This window comes from Bradyrhizobium sp. SRS-191, from assembly GCF_024586915.1.
In the GTDB taxonomy this organism is placed as follows: Bacteria; Pseudomonadota; Alphaproteobacteria; order Rhizobiales; family Xanthobacteraceae; genus Bradyrhizobium.
Genome location: NZ_JANBVS010000003.1, coordinates 118,926 through 136,142, shown reverse-complemented (window position 1 = coordinate 136,142; position 17,217 = coordinate 118,926). Strand labels below are relative to the sequence as shown.

Below are 17,217 nucleotides of genomic sequence, written 5' to 3'. Positions count from 1 at the left end.
CTAAAGCCTGTGGTTCTGGGTCCCGGCTCAAGGCCGGGACGACACTGTTGGTCGTTGCGCGAGCTGGGCAGCCACCGGCGAGCTCGCAATGACGGAGCTCGTCGCAACTACTTCGCCACGATCTCCGGGATCTTCGTGGCGGGCGGTGTATTCCGGCTGCGCTGGGTGCGGACGATGCCGTCGATGATGGTCATGCCGATGCCCGGGAGATCGCCGAGCTGGACGCTGTCGAGCAGCGTGTTGGCGGGCGAGTGCTGCGCCTTGTCCATGATGACGAAGTCGGCGGAGCGGCCGACCTCGATCAGGCCGCAATCGAGCTCGCGCATGCGCGCGGTGTTGCCGGTGGCGAAGCAGAACGCGATCTCGGCCGGGATGTCGCCGAGCGAGGACAACAGCGACACCATGCGCAGGATGCCGAGCGGTTGCACGCCGGAGCCGGCGGGCGCGTCGGTGCCGAGGATGACGCGGTTGAGCTCATTCATCTCGCGCGCGGTGCGCAGGGTGAACAGCGCCGAGCGCTCATTGCCATTGTGCACCAGCTCGAGGCCGGCCTTGCAGCCCTCGCAGATGCAGCGGATCTGATCGTCGGGGAGCGCAGTGTGGCCGCCATTGATGTGCCCGATGACGTCGGTGCCGGCTTCCAGCACGACGTCCTTGTCGATCAGACCGGAGCCGGGAATTGACGGACCGCCAGTGTGGATGGTGCTCTGGATGCCGTATTTGCGCGCCCAGCCGACCATCTTGCGCGCGGTCGGGCCGTCCTTGACGCCACCGAGACCAACTTCGCCGAGCAGCTTGACGCCGGCCGCGGCCAGCTCCTTGAAGTCGTCCTCGACCATCTCGCATTCGATCACCGGCGCGCCGGCATGCACCTTCACGCCGCCGGGGCGGAGCGTCCAGAACGCGCGCTGCGCGAAGATCGCCATCGCCTTCAGGCCGACGACGTCACGCGGACGGCCGGGCATGTGCACCTCGCCGGCGGAGATCATCGTGGTGACTCCGCCGTGCAGATAGGAATCGATCCAGTTGCTCTGGTTCTGCCGCGGCGTCCAGTCGCCGGCGACCGGGTGGACGTGGCTGTCGATCAGGCCCGGCGCGACGGTGGTGCCGTGTGCGTCGACGATGGTCGTCGCGCCCGAGGTATCGACATCCTTGTAGCGGCCGATGGCGGTGATCTTGCCGTTCTCGGCGACGATGGTGTCGGCATCCAGGATCGGCCGTTCCAGCGCGCCCGACAGCATCAGTCCGATGTTGCGGATGACCAGCTTGCTGGGACCGGTCGCTTGCGGCGCATCATGGGCCATTGGGGTGTCCTTCTCCTGGCGAAGCATTTGCGGCATTTTGCGCCTGCACGCGGCGCAGCATCAAGCCGGTTGCGGTCATTCGTACACCAATGATCCTGTCGGGCAAGCGGACGGCCTGCACGAAGATGAGGCGCGGACTGCCCGTGTCAGGGTCACTGCCTCATGGTTCGAGACGCGCCGCAACAGCGGCGCTCCTCACCATGAGGGGACAGATCGCGCCAAGCGCCAGGTCCTCGTCCTGAGGAGCCCGCCGCAGGCGGGCGTCTCGAAGGACGGTCGAGCGGGTAGTAACGCGCTAATCAATTCGTTCAGGCAGAGCTTCAACGCAATGTCGGGATGTAAAACGCCTGCCGGAAATAGGAACGGAACACCTCCATGGCGGGCGTGAACTCGATGTTTCGCCGCCAGGCGAGGCCGATGTCCATCGCCGGCACGGGATCGCTGAGCACGATGGTCTCGATCCGCCGGCCTTCCAGCGACCACGGCCGCAGCACCATGTCGGAGAGGATGGCGACGCCCTGGCCGTTGGCGACCATCGAACGCACCGCCTCCACTGATGACGTGCGCAGCACGACGTTGGGCTGGAACGCGGTCTTGTTCCAGTATTTGAGCGAGGTGTGCGCGGCCTCATCGACGGTCAGCATGATGTAGGGCTCGGTGGCGACGTCCTGCAGGGATACCGACTCGCGCTGCAGCAGCCGATGTTTCGACGGCACCCAGAGCCGACGGCGCGAGCCGATCAGCGTCTCCATGGTGAGATCCGGATTCTGCACGTTCGACGTCAGCAGCACCGCAATGTCGTAGCGGTTCGACAGCAGGCCTTCCTCGATCGCCTCGCGCGTCAGCTCGAACAGTTGGATCTTGAGTCGCGGATAGTGGCGCTTCAGCCGTTCGAGATGGTTGGGAAGGAAGTAGCCGATCACGGTGTAGGTCGCCGCGAGCGTCAGGCTGCCCTCGACGTCGCCGGCGGGCACGCGGAGGGAGGTCGCTTCCTCGACCTTGTTGAGGATGTCGTAGGCGTGAAACAGGAATTGCCGCCCGATGGGCGTGAGCTCCATGCCCTGCGGCGAGCGGCTGAAAAGCTCGGCCCCGACAATCTCCTCGAGCTCCTTGATCGAGGTGGTGATCGCAGATTGCGAGATCGACAGCGCCGACGCGGCCTGCGTGATCTGGCCCTGCTCAGCCGTGGCGACGAAATAGCGGATCTGGCGAAGGCTGACGGCCACCCGAAGCTCCATCTGAATAGTTGATGATAGAGCCATGCTTATTCCAAAAAAGCAAATCGAATATTCCTTGAGCTCGCTGCAAAGCAAACAGGCAGATCAATTTGTTTTAGTAAATCAATTGCTTGACTAGGTGTGGCGCACAAGGCGTGGTCAGCGGTAAATCGAAAAAAGAGAAAATGAATTTCCAAGAATAATAATTTTCAATGGGAGATGATCCCCCTAACGTCCATCTCCGCCGACCCTCCGCTGATCAGCGCGGCGGGACGGAGCAGGTAAGGGGAGCATCTGTGCCGCTGAAGACTGTCGATATCAATTGCGATCTGGGCGAAGCGTTCGGCTCCTGGCGGCTGAGCGACGCCGAGGATGCCAAGCTGATGGAGCTGATCAGCTCGGCGAACATCGCCGCCGGCTTCCACGCCGGCGACCCCAACCTGATGGACACCTCGGTGCGGCTCGCCACTCAGCACGGTGTCGGCATTGGCGCGCATCCCGGCTATCGCGATCTCCAGGGCTTCGGCCGCCGCCGCATCGACGGCTCGGCCGACGAGCTGATCAACGACATCGTCTACCAGGTCGGCGCCATCAGAGAATTCGCCCGCCGCCACGGCGGCACCTTGCAGCACGTCAAGCCGCATGGCGCGCTCTATATGGAGCTCGCGGCCAATGAGCAGCTGTCGCGTTCCTTCATCAAGCTGATGCGCACGGTGGCGCCGAACTCCTTCGTGTTCTGCATGGACATCTCGGTGACCTACCGTGTCGCCGTCGAGGCCGGGCAGCCGGTCATCCGCGAGTTCTATGCGGATCGTGATTACGATCGCTCCGGCTCGATCGTGTTCACCCGGCACGGCAAGAAGCTCGATCCGCAAGGGGTGGCCGAGAAGGTGCTGCGCGCCTGCCAGACCGGCAAGGTCCGCACCATCGAGGGCGACGACATCGACATTTCCTTCGAGTCGATCTGCTTCCATTCGGATACGCCGGGCGCCTACGAGATCGCGAGCGCCATGCGCCAGACGCTGATCAACAACGGCATCCGCATCGCGCCGCCGTCCGACATCGTTTCCCAGAAACCGCAAAGCGAAGCCTGAGTCATGAGCACTGAAATCAAGTCCCCGCTGCCTGGCGTGTTCTACCGCAAGCCGTCGCCCGAGAGCGCGCCGTTCAAGAACGACGGCGACAGCGTTGCCGCTGACGATGTGATCGGCCTCGTCGAGGTGATGAAGTCGTTCCACGAGGTGAAGGCCGGCGTTGCCGGCAGGAATATCCGCTTCAGCGTCGATGACGCCGATGCCATCATGGCCGGCCAGGTGATCGCCGAGGTCGAGGCATGACCCTGCGCTCGGTCCTGATCGCCAACCGTGGCGAGATCGCGGTGCGGATCATCCGTGCGGCGAAGGCGCTCGGCCTGCGCACCGTGCTCGCGCACAGCACCGCTGACAAGGACTCGCTCCCCGCCCAGCTGGCCGACGAGACGGTCGAGATCGGGCCACCGGCCGCGAAGAAGTCCTATCTCAACATCGAGGCCGTGGTGAATGCGGCCAAGTCGTCGAAAGCCGACGCCGTGCATCCCGGCTACGGTTTCCTCGCCGAGAATGCGGAATTCGCCGACGCCGTCACCGCGGCTGGCATCGTCTTCGTCGGCCCGAGCGCGGAAGCCATCCGCCTGCTCGGCGACAAGGTCATGGCCCGGCAGGTCGCGGCGCTCGCCGGCGTACCGACCGTGCCGGGCTCGGATGGCCGTGTCACCGATCTCGACGAAGCCCTCGCCATCGCGGCGCGGATAGGCTTTCCCGTGATGATCAAGGCCGCGGCGGGTGGCGGCGGTCGCGGCATCCGCATCGTCGGCGATGCCGAGGAGTTCGCGCGCCAGTTTCCGCAGGCCTCCAGCGAGGCGGCGGCCGCCTTCGGTGATGGCGGGCTTTACATCGAGAAGGTCATCGAGCGCGCGCGTCACGTCGAGGTGCAGATCCTCGGCGACGGCACGGATGTCGTGCATTGCTACGAGCGCGAATGCTCGCTGCAGCGGCGGCGGCAGAAGGTCTGGGAAGAGGCCCCCGCGGTCGGCCTGCCCGACGACGTCCGCCAGCGGCTCTGCGCCAGCGCCGTCGCGCTCGGCCGCGCCGTCGGCTACAGCGGCGCCGGCACGGTCGAATATCTCTATGACGACGCCACGAACGAATTCTACTTCATCGAGGTCAACACCCGCATCCAGGTCGAGCATCCCGTCACCGAGATGATCACCGGCATCGACCTCGTGCAGGAGATGCTGAAGATCGCCGGCGGCGCCAGGCTCTCGGTGACGCAGGATGACATCCGCATCCAGGGCCACGCCATCGAGTGCCGGATCAATGCCGAGGATCCGCACAAGGGCTTCATGCCCGCGCCCGGCACGATCGAGCGGCTCGTCGTGCCCGATGGCGAGGGCATCCGCTTCGATACATTGCTGTTCGAAGGCTATGCCGTGCCGCCGTTCTACGACTCGCTGCTCGGCAAGCTGATCGTCCGCGGCGAGACGCGGGCCGATTGCCTCGCCCGCCTGCGCGAGGCGCTCGACGGTCTCGTGATTACCGGCATTCCCACGACCATTCCGCTGCATGCCGCGCTCGCGCGCGACGCCAGCGTCGCGGACGGCCGCACCCATACCCGTTTTCTCGAGCCGTGGCTCGAGAGTGATTTCGCGCAGCTGGCCCGCTCCAGGGAGGACGCCTGATGACGACCCGCTACTCCTTCGGGGGTGACGAGCATCTCTTCGTCGAATGCGACGAGGCGATGTCGCTCGATGCCTTCTTCAAGAGCCTGTCGATGACCAATGCGATCCGCGACGCCTCCATCAAGGGCGTCACGGAGATCTGCCCGGCCAATGCCTCGTTCCAGATCAAGTTCGACCCCGATGTCATCAAGCCATCCGATATCTTGAAGGAAGTGCAGGGGATCGAGAGCGCGGCGGCCAAGACCGAGCCCGTGATCAAGACGCGCATCATCGAGATTCCCGTATTCTACCAGGACCCGTGGACCCACGAGACCCTGATGCGCTTTCGCGAGCGGCACCAGGACCCGACCGCGACCGACCTCGAATATGCCGCTCGCGTCAACGGCCTCGCCGATGTCGACGCCTTCATCAAGGCGCATAGCGGCTCGCCCTGGTTCGTCTCGATGGTCGGCTTCGTCGCCGGTCTGCCGTTCATGTACCAGATGGTGGAGCGGGCGAAGCAGCTCCAGGTGCCGAAATACTTGAGGCCGCGCACCGACACGCCGAAGCTGACGATCGGCCATGGCGGCTGCTTCTCCTGCATCTATTCGGTGCGCGGCGCCGGCGGCTACCAGATGTTCGGCATCACGCCGATGCCGATCTTCGATCCGGAGCAGAGCATCTCGTATTTGCGCGACTTCATGGTGTTCTTCCGCCCTGGCGACATCGTCAAGTTCAAGCCGATCGGCCAGGACGAATACGACCATGCGTTGGGCGAGGTCGCCTCCGGCCGCTTCGCTCCCATCATTCGCGACGTCACCTTCGACTTCCGCGATTTCCAGAAGGACATGACCGGCTACAACGCCAAGCTGGAAGGAGCGCTGGCATGACCATCAAGGTGCTTCATCCGGGCCTGTCGACGACCGTGCAGGACCTCGGCCGTCCCGGCTACTTCCATCTCGGCATTCCCGTCGGCGGCGCGATGGATCGGCTCGCCATGCGCGCGGCAAACATGCTCGTCGGCAATGATGAGGGCGCGGCGTGTCTCGAGGCTGTCTTCATCGGGCCTCAACTGGAGTTTACCGCGCCGGCGCGCATCGCCGTCACGGGCGCCGAGATGCCGATCAAGCTCGACGGCGTCGAGCAGCCGGGCTGGACCGCTCTGGACGTGAAAGCAGGGCAGGTGCTCAGCTTCGACTATCTGAAGAGCGGCGCGCGCATCATCATTGCGGTCGCCGGCGGCATCGATGTGCCGCTCGCGCTCGGCAGCCGATCGACCTATCCGATCGGTGCGCTCGGCGGCTTCAAGGGCCGCGCGATTGCGGCCGGCGACGAGCTGCCGGTCGGTGCTGCCGCGAGTGGCAAGGCCGGCGCAAGCGTTCCCGAGGCGCTGCGCCGCAAGCCGGGCCATCCGGCCGAGTTGCGCGTGCTGCCCGGCCTGTATTGGCACCGCATCCTGCCGGAGTCGCAGCAGAGCTTCTTCGCCGACCAGTGGAAGGTCGCGCCCGAGGCCGACCGCATGGGCTATCGCTTCCGTGGCGGACAGGCGTTGAAATTCGTCGAGCGCGAGCAGCCGTTCGGCGCGGGCTCCGATCCCTCCAACATCGTCGACAGCTGCTATCCCTACGGCTCGATCCAGGTGCCCGGCGGCAAGGAGCCGATCATCCTGCATCGCGATGCCGTGTCCGGCGGCGGCTACTTCATGGTCGGCACGGTGATCTCGGCCGACATGGACCTGATCGGCCAGTTGCAGCCAAACATGCCGACGCGCTTCGTCGAGATCGACATGGATGGCGCGCTGGCCGCGCGCGCCGATCGCAAAGCTCTTCTGCAGAAGATCCGGGCGGCATTGGCCTGATCGCGCCAGCGGGCAGGCTTGTGCCGGGTTTCCAAGACTGAATGACAAAGGGGTAGTTCAATGAAGAGTTTGGTTCGTGTTCTCCTGGCGTCCTCGGCGCTGGTGCTGTCGGCCGGCGCCCATGCCGCCGACTGGTTTCCCTATGACGCCTCGAAGATCGATCCGCCGTTCTCAGCGGACGGCAAGCCGTGGGACGTGAAATACGAGCCGTTGGAGAAGGCCTCCAAGCCGTGGAAGCTGTGCGTCTCATTCCCGCACATGAAGGACGCCTATTGGCTCGGCGTCGACTACGGCGTCGCAGAGGAGGCGAAGCGCCTCGGCGTCAAGATGAACCTGGTCGAGGCCGGCGGCTATACCGAGCTGAACAAACAGATCTCGCAGATCGAGGATTGCGTCGCCTCGGGCACCGATGCGGTCATCATCGGTGCGATCTCGGCGGATGGCTTGAACAAGGTGATCGGCGAGATCGCCAAGAAGAAGATCCCGGTGATCGACCTTGTCAACGGCATCTCCTCGCCGGACGTCTCGGCGAAGTCGCTGGTGTCGTTCTACACGATGGGCGCGGAGACCGGCAGCTATCTCGCCAAGAAGCATCCGGCCGGCACGCCCGAGGTGGTGGTGGGCTGGTTCCCTGGTCCGGCAGGCGCGGGCTGGGTCGAGGCCGCCAACAAGGGCTTCATGGATGCGGTGAAGGGCTCGGCGATCAAGGTGCTGGAGCCGAAATATGGCGACACCGGCAAGGAGGTGCAGGCCAAGCTGGTCGAGGACGCGCTGCAGGCCGCGCCCAACATCCGCTATGTCGCCGGCACCGCCGTCACCGCCGAGGCGGCGCAGGGCCTGATCCGCGAGCGCGGCCTCAAGGGCAAGGTCGATCTGCTCGCCTTCTATATGACGCCCGGCGTCTATGAAGGCATCAAGCGCGGCCTCATCATGGCGGCACCCGCCGACTCCATGGTGATCCAGGGCCGCATCGCGGTCGACCAGGCCGTGCGCATCCTCGAAGGCAAGGACTACGTGAAGCATGTCGGCCCGAAGATCTTCGTGGTCGACTCCGCCAATGTCGGCAAGGTGCCGCAGGCGAACATCCTTCCCCCGGACGGCTTCAAACCCGTCTTCAACTAAGTGCGGGAACGTGCGGCTCTGCCTTCGCTCCCTGACGGGGCGGGGCCGCATCGCAAGGGGCAGGCGATGAGTAATTTGGCTGCACCGCTGGTCGAGATGAGCGGGATCACCAAGGAGTTTCCCGGCGTCAAGGCGCTCAGCGGCGTCCATCTCAAGGTCGAGCGCGGCGAGGTGCATGTGCTGTTCGGTGAGAACGGCGCCGGCAAGTCGACCTTGATCTCGATCCTTTCCGGCGTGTTCCGGCCGACCTCCGGCGCGATCAGCATCGCCGGCCGCGAGGTGAGCTTCCACTCGGTGCATGATGCGGCCAAGGCCGGCATCGGCACCGTGTTCCAGGAATTCTCGCTGGTGCCGACCTTGCCGGTGTTCGAGAATCTCTATCTCGGCCGCGAGCTGATGCGGGGCCCGCTGACGGACCGCCGCGCCATGCTGGCCGGTGCGCGAAAGCTGTTTGCCGAGCTCGATTTCGATATCGACGTGACGCGGCCGGCGTCCAGCCTGTCGCGCGCGCAGCAGCAGATGGTGGAGATTGCCAAGGCGTTCCTCGCCAATGCGCGCGTCCTGATCCTCGACGAGCCCACGGCCTCGCTGACCGAGCGCGAGACCGAGCGGCTGTTCGGCTTCATCGGCAAGGCGGCTGCATCGGGCGTCGGCATCATCTACATCTCGCACCGCATCCAGGAATTCCAGAAGATCGCCGACCGCATCTCGATCCTGCGCGACGGCCGCCTGATCGCCACTGTCTCGGCGCGCGACACCTCGGAGCGCGAGCTGATCGAGCTGATGACCGGACGCGCGGTCGATCAAGTCTATCCGGAGATCGCCCATCGTGCCGATGGTCCCGTGGTGATGACGCTGGAGGGCATCCGCACCGCGGGCGTTCATGGCGCCGATCTCGAGGTCCGCGCCGGCGAGGTGCTCGGCTGCGCGGGTCTCGTCGGCAGTGGCAAGTCGCGGATCTGGCGCACGGCGATGGGGCTGCAGCCGCTGCAGTCCGGCAAGATCACATTGAAGGGCCGCGACGTGACCGGCGCCTCGACGCGCGCGCTGCTCAAGGACGGCGTGTTCTTCCTGCCGTCCGACCGCAAGAGCGAGGGGCTGCAGATGACCGCGAGCGCGCGCGGCAACATCGAAATCAGCCTGCTCGACCGCGATGACGTGGCCGGTCCCCTTGGCTTCGTAGGTCTGCGGCGCAGCCGCGCGCTGACGGATGCGATCGGCGACAAGGTCGGCATCGCCAAGGGCGCGATGGACCGCGCAGTGTCGAAACTGTCCGGCGGCAATCAGCAGAAGGTGCTGTTCGGCAAGGGCTTTGCCGACGACCGCGACGTCTACATCTTCGACGAGCCGACGGTCGGCGTCGACATGGGCACGCGCATGGCGCTGTACCAGCTGATCAAGGCGATCGCCGAGGCCGGCAAGGCCGTGGTCGTGATCTCCTCGGATCTGCCGGAAGTGATGAACCTGTCGCATCGCCTGCTGGTGTTCGCCAAGGGCCGCATCGCGGCCGAGCTGTCCGGCAGCGCGATCGCGGAAGAGAACGTCTTGAAACATTTCTTTGCTGAAACGGAGGGCTCGGCGTGAGCATGCCAACGACGACAATCGCCGAGGACACCTCGAGGCCACGCCGCGGCCATGCGCTGCTCACCGGCCTGCGCGCCGTGTTCCTCCGCGTCGGCGTGCTGCCGTTCTTCCTGGTTGCCACCCTGATCGCCTTCTCGCTGGTGTCGAAGGAGTTTCTGGCGCTGCAGAACCTCACCAACGTTGCACGGCAATCGGTTTACCTGATCCTGGTGTCGCTGGGGCAGATGCTGGCGCTGGTCACCGGCGGCTTCGACCTCTCGGTCGGCACCGCGATCGCGCTGACCTCGGTGGTGTCGGCGCTCGCGATGGTCGCGCTGTCGCACGTGCTGCCGCCGGACATGCTGTGGCTCGTGATCGTGCTCGGCTGCTGTGCCGGGCTGGCGGCGGCGCTCGTCATCGGCAGCATCAACGGTCTCGGCGTCGCCGTGTTCGGCGTCTCGCCCTTCATCATGACCCTCGGCGTCCAGTCGGTCGGCGCCGGCATCGCGCTGTTCCTGACCGGTGGCGTTCCGGTCTCCGGCGTGCCTTACGAGTTCGGCGACATCCTCGGCTTCGGCCGCGTCTTCGACATCCCGGTGCCGGTGCTGGTCGCGGTCGTCGCGGCCACCACGATCTGGCTGGTGATGAACCGCACCCGGCTCGGCAAGCACATCCAGGCGGTCGGCGGCAACGTCAAGGCCGCCAGGCTCTCGGGCGTCAACACCACGAAGGTGCTGTTCATCGCCTATATCATGTGCGCGCTGCTCGCCTCCGTCGCGGGCCTCCTGCTCACCGCCCGCGTCGGCTCCGGTGAGACCAATCTCGGCGGCACCATCGCGCTGGAATCGATCGCAGCCTGCGTGATCGCCGGCGTCTCGCTGCATGGCGGCATCGGCCGGGTGGAGAACGTCGTGCTCGGCGGCTTCTTCATCGTGCTGCTGCAGAACGGCATGAACATCGCGCAGATCGGCTCCTACATGCAGATGGTGCTGCTCGGCTCGCTCTTGGTCCTCGCCGTCATCCTCGATCAGTTCCGCTACCGGTTGCTGGTCGGCGAGCGGTGATCCCGGGACAAGCTCTGGACGCCGTCGCCGCAATCCGGCATCACCCGTCGTGATCTCCCGGGACGGATGATGCGACATGAGCGAGGACCTCCATACGATCAGCGCCGGCGGCATCGCCGCCACCGTCAAGGCTGATGGCGCCGAGCTCTGCTCGCTGAAGACTGGCGGTGGTTTGGAGCTGCTTTGGCAGGCGGCCCCCGCTTGGCCGCGCCATGCGCCCTGGCTGTTTCCGATCGTCGGCCGGCTCAAGAACGACCAGCTGCAGCATCGCGGCCGATTCTACCCAATGACGCAGCACGGCTTTGCCCGCGACATGCGCTTCACTTGGCTGCAGCGCAGCGCCGAGGCCTTCGTGCTGCGCCTGACCGACGACGAGACCACGCGCGCCCGCTACCCATTCGCTTTCAGCCTGACCTTGACTTACCGGATCACGGCCGACGCGCTCGAGATGCAGATCGAGATCGCCAATCGCGGCGCGGAAGAACTGCCGGCCTCGTTCGGGGCGCATCCGGCGTTCAACTGGCCGCTGCTCCCGGGCGAGCCGAAGGAGAGCTATCGGCTGATCTTTGCAGAGCCTGAGCCGGCGCCAATCCGGCGCCTGTCTGGTGGGCTGCTGCGCGAACAGCCCGAGCCATCACCGATCGAGGGGCGCGTTCTCTCACTGAACGAAGGCCTGTTTGTCGACGATGCCATCATCCTCGATCAGCTGGCCAGCCGCTCAGTTCGCCTGGTCGGAACCAAGGGCCCTGCACTGGAATTATCCTGGGATAATTTACACCAGCTCGGACTGTGGTCGAAGCCGGGCGACGCCCCGTTCCTGTGCATCGAGCCATGGCGCGGCTTCGCAAGCCCGGTGAATTTCGACGGTGAATTCGCGAACAAGCCTGGGCTGATGTACATCGCACCGGGCGCAGCCGAAACGCTGCACTGTCGAATCCGCGTCGGCTCATCTGATTAGTATGACTTAATATAAGTATGACTTATCCCGCTGCGCCCAGCGCCGTGCACAGCGGTAACCGTGACTCGCGGTTTCGGGCCTGGACATGGCGGCCGTGTGTCCTACATGAGAGACGCCAGCGGAACTTTGGCTATGATCTTCGCAACGGCCGGCTGATCCGGAGCTTTTCTCCGGACTGATAACGGTCGATCAACGAACATCATGGTGCGCGGTTGAGGGTGTCGAGGCTTTGTTGAAGCCTCCGTCCGCCGCAGCCAGGGATCTCGCAGCAGGGGCGCGCGATTGACGTCGCGCGGGACGACGGGAGGACGGGATGGTCTCGAAAGGTTTGATCGGCACGATCACATGCGCCGTGTTGCTCACGGCCAGCCAGGCCGTCGCGACTCCATATGAGCGCGGCGACTTCCTGCGGCTCGACCTGTCCAAGGCGGTGTTGTCGCCGGAGCCGCTCGGCCCGGAGGCGCATTTCGAGCCTGTCCCGATCGAAGCCCGGACCGACCGGCCTGCGCTGGCCTCGCGTTCGGCTGTCGATGCCGATGTGGGGTCGGTGACGCCGCATGCCTCGTCGACGCGGCGAAGCCATGCGTCGAAAGTGGCGGAGCGGCCCCGTGGCGCGGCCCGTGCCAAGCTCGCCCATCGTCGCAGCAATCCCCTGGACGCGCAGGCGATGGACACGCGCATTCAGACCTGGCCATGCAAGCCAGGCAGCGGCGGCATCTGTAATTGGCGCTGACCGTCGTCGCCGTCATGCTCTCCCGGATTCCGGAACCGATCTGCCGACATCTTGATTGAGGTCGGCAACGGGTTCGCTTGAACTCGCAAGCGCAGCGCAGGCAGACTGAGCGCATTCCGCCAAGGTCTTGTTTGATCGACGCTGTCACCGGTCGCCGCTCGCCGGTGATCCGCGCGCTCCCAGGAGAGTCCATGAACGTCATCGAAACCCAGGGTATCCGTCTGCCCAAGCTCGGGCTCGGCACGTTTCGCATGCAGGGCACCGTGTGCCGGGAGGCGGTCGAGAGCGCGCTTGCGCTCGGCTATCGCCACATCGACACCGCTGAGATGTATGCCAACGAGGATGCGATCGGCGCCGCGCTCGCGGCTGCGGATGTGCCACGCGCCGATTTGCATGTCACGACAAAGGTCTGGCCCGAGAACCTCGCGCCGGACGCGATCCGGCGTGCGTTCGACACGAGCTTGAAGAAGCTGAGGTTGGACTTCGTCGACCTTTATCTCATCCATTGGCCGGCCAAGGGAATGGATCTTCCGGCCGCGTTGGAGACGCTTCTGAAGCTGAAGGAAGAGGGGCGTACCCGCGCGATCGGCGTCGCGAACTTCACGGTCGCGCTGCTCAAACAGGCGGTCGAGGACATCCAGGCGCCTGTCGCCTGCAATCAGGTTGAGTATCATGTGATGCTCGACCAGTCGAAGCTGATGGACTACATGGCGAGCAAATCCATCCCTTTGGTCGCCTATTGTCCCCTGGCGCAGGGCCGCGCCGCCGCCGATGAGACACTGGCGGAGATCGGCCGTAAGCACGGCGTAAGCGCTGCGCAGGTCGCGCTGAAGTGGCTGCTGGACCAGGACAACGTCGCGGCGATCCCGAAGGCCGGCCGCAAGGAAAGCCAGCAGGCCAATTGGGATGCGATGAAAGTTCAGCTGGATGATGAGGATCGCAAGACGATCGCGGCGCTTCCGAAGGACAAGCGCTTCGTCAATCCGGGCTTCGCGCCGGACTGGGACCGCTGACCATTGCTCCAGAACCCGCCGCAGAAAAATGGCCCCTCGCGGGGCCATTTCCTTGTCTGCGCAGCAGATCAGTAGCGCTTGATGACGACGGTGCGATCGTGATGGCGGTGATACGGCCGGACGTAACGCGGCCCGAAGTTGCGATGCATGCGATACTCGGCGCGCGAGCGGTCCCAACCGTGATGATAGTGGTGGCCGCCACGCTTGATGACGACGGTCTCGGCGTTGGCGATCGACGGGGCCGCCAGCGCGATGACCGAGAGTGAAGCGAGCGCAAGAGCAAGTTTCTTCATGATGTCCTCCAGGATGAATTGCGCGAGGTCAACTTGAAGTGTGCGAGATCGTTCCGCAGGAACTTCCGCGAAGTTGCTGAACAGACGTTAAGATTTGAATTGGCGGCCGCAGCACCAGCAGCAGTTGAAGCAGGAGTGCCTGTCGTCAGTCGCACTTCCTGAGAACAGGCGTCGGCTTGCCGTTGGCGACGAAGCGGCCGTCGCGAATGCTGTAACTGTCGTCCTCGCCGCGATTGAACAGCGCGCGGATGCTGCCGTCGGGCGTCCGCGCAATTCCGTTTTCACGCGTCTGATGCGCTCTCGGCAGGACGATCGACAGCACCAAAGTCTGATCGGACTCGACGCGGGCGTTTGCGACCGCGTTCACGTCGGACGGATCGCGGTCGCGGCGATAGATCAAGGTCCCGTCGGGCGTGACCTCGTAGGAAATGATGGCGCCACGGCCCTTCACGGCAGGTGCGCTGCAGTCCGCCGCCCACGTCCCGATCAGACCCCAGGCGCGCGCAACGTCGGCCGTTTCGTCCGCCACAGCGACAGCGGCGAAAGATGCGCAGAGGATTGTCGCGAGCAGGAGGCGGGAGATCGAGGACATCAGGTCTCGCAGAGATGACTGCCGCGCCATCTTAATGCACTGCGTCAACGGCGCAACGTCGGACCTCCGCTTCCGGCGTTGGCACAAAGTCTCATTCTTTTGGCGGCAGCCTTGCTGCTTTTGCGGTCCGGGCGCATGCTGCCCGCAACTACAAACAATCAAGGGGGAGGCTGATCATGCCAGCGTTGTCACGCCGCAAATTCCTGTTGTCGTCCGGAGCGGCCGCAATGGCCGCGATGTCGGAGCCTGCTCATGCGGCGATGGGGCCTGCCGACAAGTACGACCTGGTCATCAAGGGCGGCGACGTCATCGATCCCAGCCAGTCGCTGCGGGGCAAGCGCGACATCGGCATCCGCTGGGGCGTCGTCGAGGCGGTCGAGCCGGACATCCCGGCAGAGCGTGCGCTGCGATCGATCGACGCCAACAGCCGGCTGGTGATGCCGGGTCTGATCGATCTCCACAGTCACGTCTACCCCTACGGATCTGCGATCGGGATTCCGCCGGATGAGCTGGTGCAATTCCAGGGCACCACGACCGTCGTCTCGGCCGGCGACGCCGGCGTCAACAACCTTGCTGCGTTGCGCCGCTTCATCGTTGGCCAGTCGCGCGCCCGGATCTACGCCTTCGTCCATATCGCCAACAACGGCCTGTCAGCGTTCCCGGTCGCCGAGCTCTACAACATCGACAATGCGCAGGTCGATGCCTGCGCCATGGCACTGGCCGAGAACCCGGACTTCCTGCTCGGCGTGAAGGTGCGGATGTCGGAGAACGTGATATTCAAGCACGGTCTCGAGCCGTTGAAGCGGGGCATCAAGGCCTGCGAGCTGTGCGGCTGGCCGGCGCGGATGATGGTGCATATCGGCGGCGTCGAGACCGCCGAGCTGATGTCGCAGATCCTCGACCTGCTGCGCCCCGGCGACATCCTCACCCACGCCTATTCCGGCGCCCCGAACATCGGCGGCGCCTTCACCAACATCGTGCAGGACGGCAAGCTGCTGCCGGCAGCGCTTGCCGCCAAGCAGCGCGGCGTGCTGTTCGACGTCGGCCATGGCGGCGGCAGCTTCGACTACGCGGTCGCCGAGGTCGCGATCCCCGGCGGCTGCGGGCCGGATACGATCTCCTCGGACATCCATGTCTTCTCCGGCAATACGCCGGGCATGCCGTTCCTGCCCAATGTCATGGGCAAGTTCCTGGCGATGGGATTCTCCTTGGAGCAGGTGGTGAGCATGGCGACCTCGGCTCCGGCGAAGATCATCGGCCGGACGCCGAAGCTCGGGACGCTTCAGGTCGGGGCGCCGGCCGACCTTGCGATCGTCGATCTCGTCGAGGGTCCTGTCACCTTCGTCGATACCCGCGGCAACAAGCGCGACGGCAAGCTGCAGCTGAAACCGGTGCAGACCGTGATCAACGGCGTGCCATTCGGGCGACCATATCAGTCGCCCTTCTCGGTGCGCTGAGCCGCGCGACTATGCGCGCGCGCTGCCGCGCTCCACATTGGCCGACCGCTGGGGCACGCCGAACTCCTGGTGGCACACGTCGGCCAGCACGGCGATGCCCTCGCGGATCTCCTGATGCGAGGGGCTGGCGAAGCACAGCCGCAGCCGGCTCCGCGCATGCGCGGCGTCGGTCGACCATTCCGGGCCCGGATTGATCGACACGCCGCGCTTCATTGCGGCCTGCGAGAGCTTCATCGCGTCGACCTGGTCCGGCAGCTTGACCCACAGGAAGATGCCGCCCTTCGGCGCCTCGAACTCGGCTGACGTGCCGAACTCGGCGTTGAGCGCCTCCATCAGCGTGTCCAGCTTGGCGCGCAGCCCGCGAACGAGTTGCGGCACATGGGTCGTGAAATGCGGCCTGCAATATTCGGCCAGCACCATCTGCTCCAGCGCACCCGAGCCGGCATCGGTCTTGAGCGCGAGCAGCACCGACATGATCTCCCAGGGCGCGACCAGGAAGCCCACGCGCAGCGCCGGAGCGACCGATTTCGAGAACGAGCCGAGATGGATCACGCCGCCATGGTCGGACATGCCGTAGATCGCGCGCGGCCGCTTGCCGTCCCAGATCAGGTCGGCATAGCAATCGTCCTCGAACACCGGCACGCCATAGGCGCGTGACAGCCACAGCAGCTCGGCCCGGCGGTTCTCCGGCATGATGGTGCCGGTCGGGTTCTGCACCGTCGGAATGGTATAGATGTATTTCGGCCTGATGCCGCGATCCTTGAGGTCCGCAAGCACTGTGGCCAGCACATCCGTCCGCATCCCGTCTCCGTCCAGCGGAATTCCAATGGGCTTGACCCCGAGCCGCGCCAGCCGTGTCAGCGTGCCCTGGTAATTGTCCTGCTCAACGATCACGGTGTCGCCCGGCACGAGCAGCGCCTGGTTGACGAGATCAAGCCCTTGAAGGGAGCCTGAGAGGATCATGATGTCGTCGGCGCGCGCCGGCATGCCGGCGTCGCGCGACAGCTTGGCGGCGAGGAAATCCCGCAGCGGCCGGTAGCCTTGCGGTCCATGCGCGAGGCCATAGGTGGCGAGCGCGCGGCCTTCGCGGGCGAGCACGGAATCGGCCGCGGCGCGCAGATCCTCCACGGGCACGGCGTCGGCGTCATTGTTGCCGCCGACGAAGCTGTATTTGGCCAGTCCTGTCCAGCGCGCGGCCGGCGCCGGCAGGCCAGCCGCCAGGAGCGGTGCAAAATCGAATGCGGCCATGAGGCGCGGCTCCCTTGTTCTCGAATTGGCGCGACTTTAAACAGATACCAGGGTGCTTGTCCTGGCAGGACAGGTTCTTTTCCCGGGGAAGGCGACCTTC

The 17,217-nt window shown here is 65.2% G+C and carries 17 protein-coding genes; 12 read left to right on the top strand and 5 right to left on the bottom strand.

Features of this window, described 5'->3' with window-relative positions; all coding sequences use genetic code 11:
* Positions 1-107: 107 nt before the first annotated feature.
* Together NLR35_RS07395 and NLR35_RS07390 are read right to left on the bottom strand one after the other, a co-directional pair.
* Complete coding sequence (locus tag NLR35_RS07395; protein WP_257165888.1) at positions 108-1,304, bottom strand: amidohydrolase family protein; 1,197 nt, start codon at positions 1,302-1,304, stop codon at positions 108-110.
* A 320-nt stretch (positions 1,305-1,624) separates the two neighbouring features.
* The gene (locus NLR35_RS07390) at positions 1,625-2,530 is read right to left on the bottom strand and encodes a LysR family transcriptional regulator (RefSeq protein WP_257165887.1); all 906 of its coding nucleotides are present in this window, start codon (positions 2,528-2,530) and stop codon (positions 1,625-1,627) included.
* Between the two features lie 287 nt (positions 2,531-2,817).
* Between NLR35_RS07390 and NLR35_RS07385 the strand changes: the two genes are divergently transcribed.
* The 11 genes from NLR35_RS07385 to NLR35_RS07335 all read left to right on the top strand — a co-directional run bounded on the left by NLR35_RS07385 (position 2,818) and on the right by NLR35_RS07335 (position 13,527).
* A complete protein-coding gene (locus tag NLR35_RS07385; protein ID WP_374940793.1) occupies positions 2,818-3,615 on the top strand; it encodes a 5-oxoprolinase subunit PxpA in 798 nt (265 codons plus the stop codon).
* A 3-nt stretch (positions 3,616-3,618) separates the two neighbouring features.
* Complete coding sequence (locus tag NLR35_RS07380; protein ID WP_257165886.1) at positions 3,619-3,858, top strand: acetyl-CoA carboxylase; 240 nt, start codon at positions 3,619-3,621, stop codon at positions 3,856-3,858.
* Positions 3,855-5,237 carry an acetyl-CoA carboxylase biotin carboxylase subunit gene (locus NLR35_RS07375; RefSeq protein ID WP_257165885.1) on the top strand — a complete coding sequence of 461 codons (1,383 nt, stop codon included), beginning with the start codon at positions 3,855-3,857 and terminating at the stop codon, positions 5,235-5,237. The genes NLR35_RS07380 and NLR35_RS07375 overlap by 4 nt, the downstream gene beginning before the upstream one ends.
* A complete protein-coding gene (locus tag NLR35_RS07370; RefSeq protein ID WP_257165884.1) occupies positions 5,237-6,106 on the top strand; it encodes an allophanate hydrolase subunit 1 in 870 nt (289 codons plus the stop codon). The genes NLR35_RS07375 and NLR35_RS07370 overlap by 1 nt, the downstream gene beginning before the upstream one ends.
* Entirely contained in the window at positions 6,103-7,074 is a 972-nt protein-coding gene (locus NLR35_RS07365) for a biotin-dependent carboxyltransferase family protein (protein ID WP_257165883.1), read from the top strand. Before NLR35_RS07370 ends, NLR35_RS07365 begins: the two co-directional genes overlap by 4 nt.
* A 60-nt stretch (positions 7,075-7,134) precedes the next feature.
* Complete coding sequence (gene torT / locus NLR35_RS07360) at positions 7,135-8,196, top strand: TMAO reductase system periplasmic protein TorT (RefSeq protein ID WP_257165882.1); 1,062 nt, start codon at positions 7,135-7,137, stop codon at positions 8,194-8,196.
* 66 nt (positions 8,197-8,262) lie between these two features.
* Positions 8,263-9,780 (top strand): sugar ABC transporter ATP-binding protein, encoded by a 1,518-nt coding sequence (locus NLR35_RS07355; RefSeq protein WP_257165881.1) that lies wholly within the window; start codon positions 8,263-8,265, stop codon positions 9,778-9,780.
* Complete coding sequence (locus tag NLR35_RS07350) at positions 9,777-10,823, top strand: ABC transporter permease (RefSeq protein ID WP_257165880.1); 1,047 nt, start codon at positions 9,777-9,779, stop codon at positions 10,821-10,823. The genes NLR35_RS07355 and NLR35_RS07350 overlap by 4 nt, the downstream gene beginning before the upstream one ends.
* Before the next feature lie 76 nt (positions 10,824-10,899).
* Positions 10,900-11,781: an aldose 1-epimerase family protein gene (locus NLR35_RS07345; RefSeq protein ID WP_257165879.1), complete on the top strand. Its 882-nt coding sequence runs from the start codon at positions 10,900-10,902 to the stop codon at positions 11,779-11,781.
* A gap of 313 nt (positions 11,782-12,094) precedes the next feature.
* Positions 12,095-12,514, top strand: coding sequence for a hypothetical protein (locus NLR35_RS07340; protein WP_257165878.1), 420 nt, complete (start codon positions 12,095-12,097; stop codon positions 12,512-12,514).
* A gap of 191 nt (positions 12,515-12,705) precedes the next feature.
* Entirely contained in the window at positions 12,706-13,527 is an 822-nt protein-coding gene (locus NLR35_RS07335) for an aldo/keto reductase (RefSeq protein WP_257165877.1), read from the top strand.
* Between the two features lie 68 nt (positions 13,528-13,595).
* Here the strand turns inward: NLR35_RS07335 and NLR35_RS07330 are convergent, their stop codons facing one another.
* Both NLR35_RS07330 and NLR35_RS07325 read right to left on the bottom strand, forming a co-directional pair.
* Positions 13,596-13,820, bottom strand: coding sequence for a hypothetical protein (locus NLR35_RS07330; RefSeq protein WP_257165876.1), 225 nt, complete (start codon positions 13,818-13,820; stop codon positions 13,596-13,598).
* A gap of 145 nt (positions 13,821-13,965) precedes the next feature.
* Positions 13,966-14,412, bottom strand: a complete 447-nt coding sequence (locus NLR35_RS07325; protein ID WP_257165875.1) for a hypothetical protein — start codon at positions 14,410-14,412, stop codon at positions 13,966-13,968.
* Positions 14,413-14,588: 176 nt separating this feature from the next.
* Here NLR35_RS07325 and NLR35_RS07320 point away from each other — a divergent pair, with 176 nt between their 5' ends.
* Positions 14,589-15,869 carry an amidohydrolase/deacetylase family metallohydrolase gene (locus NLR35_RS07320; RefSeq protein ID WP_257165874.1) on the top strand — a complete coding sequence of 427 codons (1,281 nt, stop codon included), beginning with the start codon at positions 14,589-14,591 and terminating at the stop codon, positions 15,867-15,869.
* Between the two features lie 9 nt (positions 15,870-15,878).
* Here NLR35_RS07320 and NLR35_RS07315 read toward each other — a convergent pair whose 3' ends face one another.
* Positions 15,879-17,117, bottom strand: coding sequence for a PLP-dependent aminotransferase family protein (locus tag NLR35_RS07315; protein ID WP_257165873.1), 1,239 nt, complete (start codon positions 17,115-17,117; stop codon positions 15,879-15,881).
* Positions 17,118-17,217: the final 100 nt, after the last annotated feature.

What these genes read in the sequence shown, in the direction of transcription:
- NLR35_RS07335 (WP_257165877.1), top strand. Translation starts at nt 12,706, where the DNA reads ATGAACGTCATCGAAACCCAGGGTATCCGTCTGCCCAAGCTCGGGCTC.
- NLR35_RS07340 (WP_257165878.1), top strand. Translation starts at nt 12,095, where the DNA reads ATGGTCTCGAAAGGTTTGATCGGCACGATCACATGCGCCGTGTTGCTC.
- NLR35_RS07380 (WP_257165886.1), top strand. Translation starts at nt 3,619, where the DNA reads ATGAGCACTGAAATCAAGTCCCCGCTGCCTGGCGTGTTCTACCGCAAG.
- NLR35_RS07370 (WP_257165884.1), top strand. Translation starts at nt 5,237, where the DNA reads ATGACGACCCGCTACTCCTTCGGGGGTGACGAGCATCTCTTCGTCGAA.
- NLR35_RS07365 (WP_257165883.1), top strand. Translation starts at nt 6,103, where the DNA reads ATGACCATCAAGGTGCTTCATCCGGGCCTGTCGACGACCGTGCAGGAC.
- NLR35_RS07355 (WP_257165881.1), top strand. Translation starts at nt 8,263, where the DNA reads ATGAGTAATTTGGCTGCACCGCTGGTCGAGATGAGCGGGATCACCAAG.
- torT (WP_257165882.1), top strand. Translation starts at nt 7,135, where the DNA reads ATGAAGAGTTTGGTTCGTGTTCTCCTGGCGTCCTCGGCGCTGGTGCTG.
- NLR35_RS07315 (WP_257165873.1), bottom strand. Translation starts at nt 17,117, where the DNA reads ATGGCCGCATTCGATTTTGCACCGCTCCTGGCGGCTGGCCTGCCGGCG.
- NLR35_RS07330 (WP_257165876.1), bottom strand. Translation starts at nt 13,820, where the DNA reads ATGAAGAAACTTGCTCTTGCGCTCGCTTCACTCTCGGTCATCGCGCTG.
- NLR35_RS07325 (WP_257165875.1), bottom strand. Translation starts at nt 14,412, where the DNA reads ATGTCCTCGATCTCCCGCCTCCTGCTCGCGACAATCCTCTGCGCATCT.
- NLR35_RS07345 (WP_257165879.1), top strand. Translation starts at nt 10,900, where the DNA reads ATGAGCGAGGACCTCCATACGATCAGCGCCGGCGGCATCGCCGCCACC.
- NLR35_RS07395 (WP_257165888.1), bottom strand. Translation starts at nt 1,304, where the DNA reads ATGGCCCATGATGCGCCGCAAGCGACCGGTCCCAGCAAGCTGGTCATC.
- NLR35_RS07375 (WP_257165885.1), top strand. Translation starts at nt 3,855, where the DNA reads ATGACCCTGCGCTCGGTCCTGATCGCCAACCGTGGCGAGATCGCGGTG.
- NLR35_RS07320 (WP_257165874.1), top strand. Translation starts at nt 14,589, where the DNA reads ATGCCAGCGTTGTCACGCCGCAAATTCCTGTTGTCGTCCGGAGCGGCC.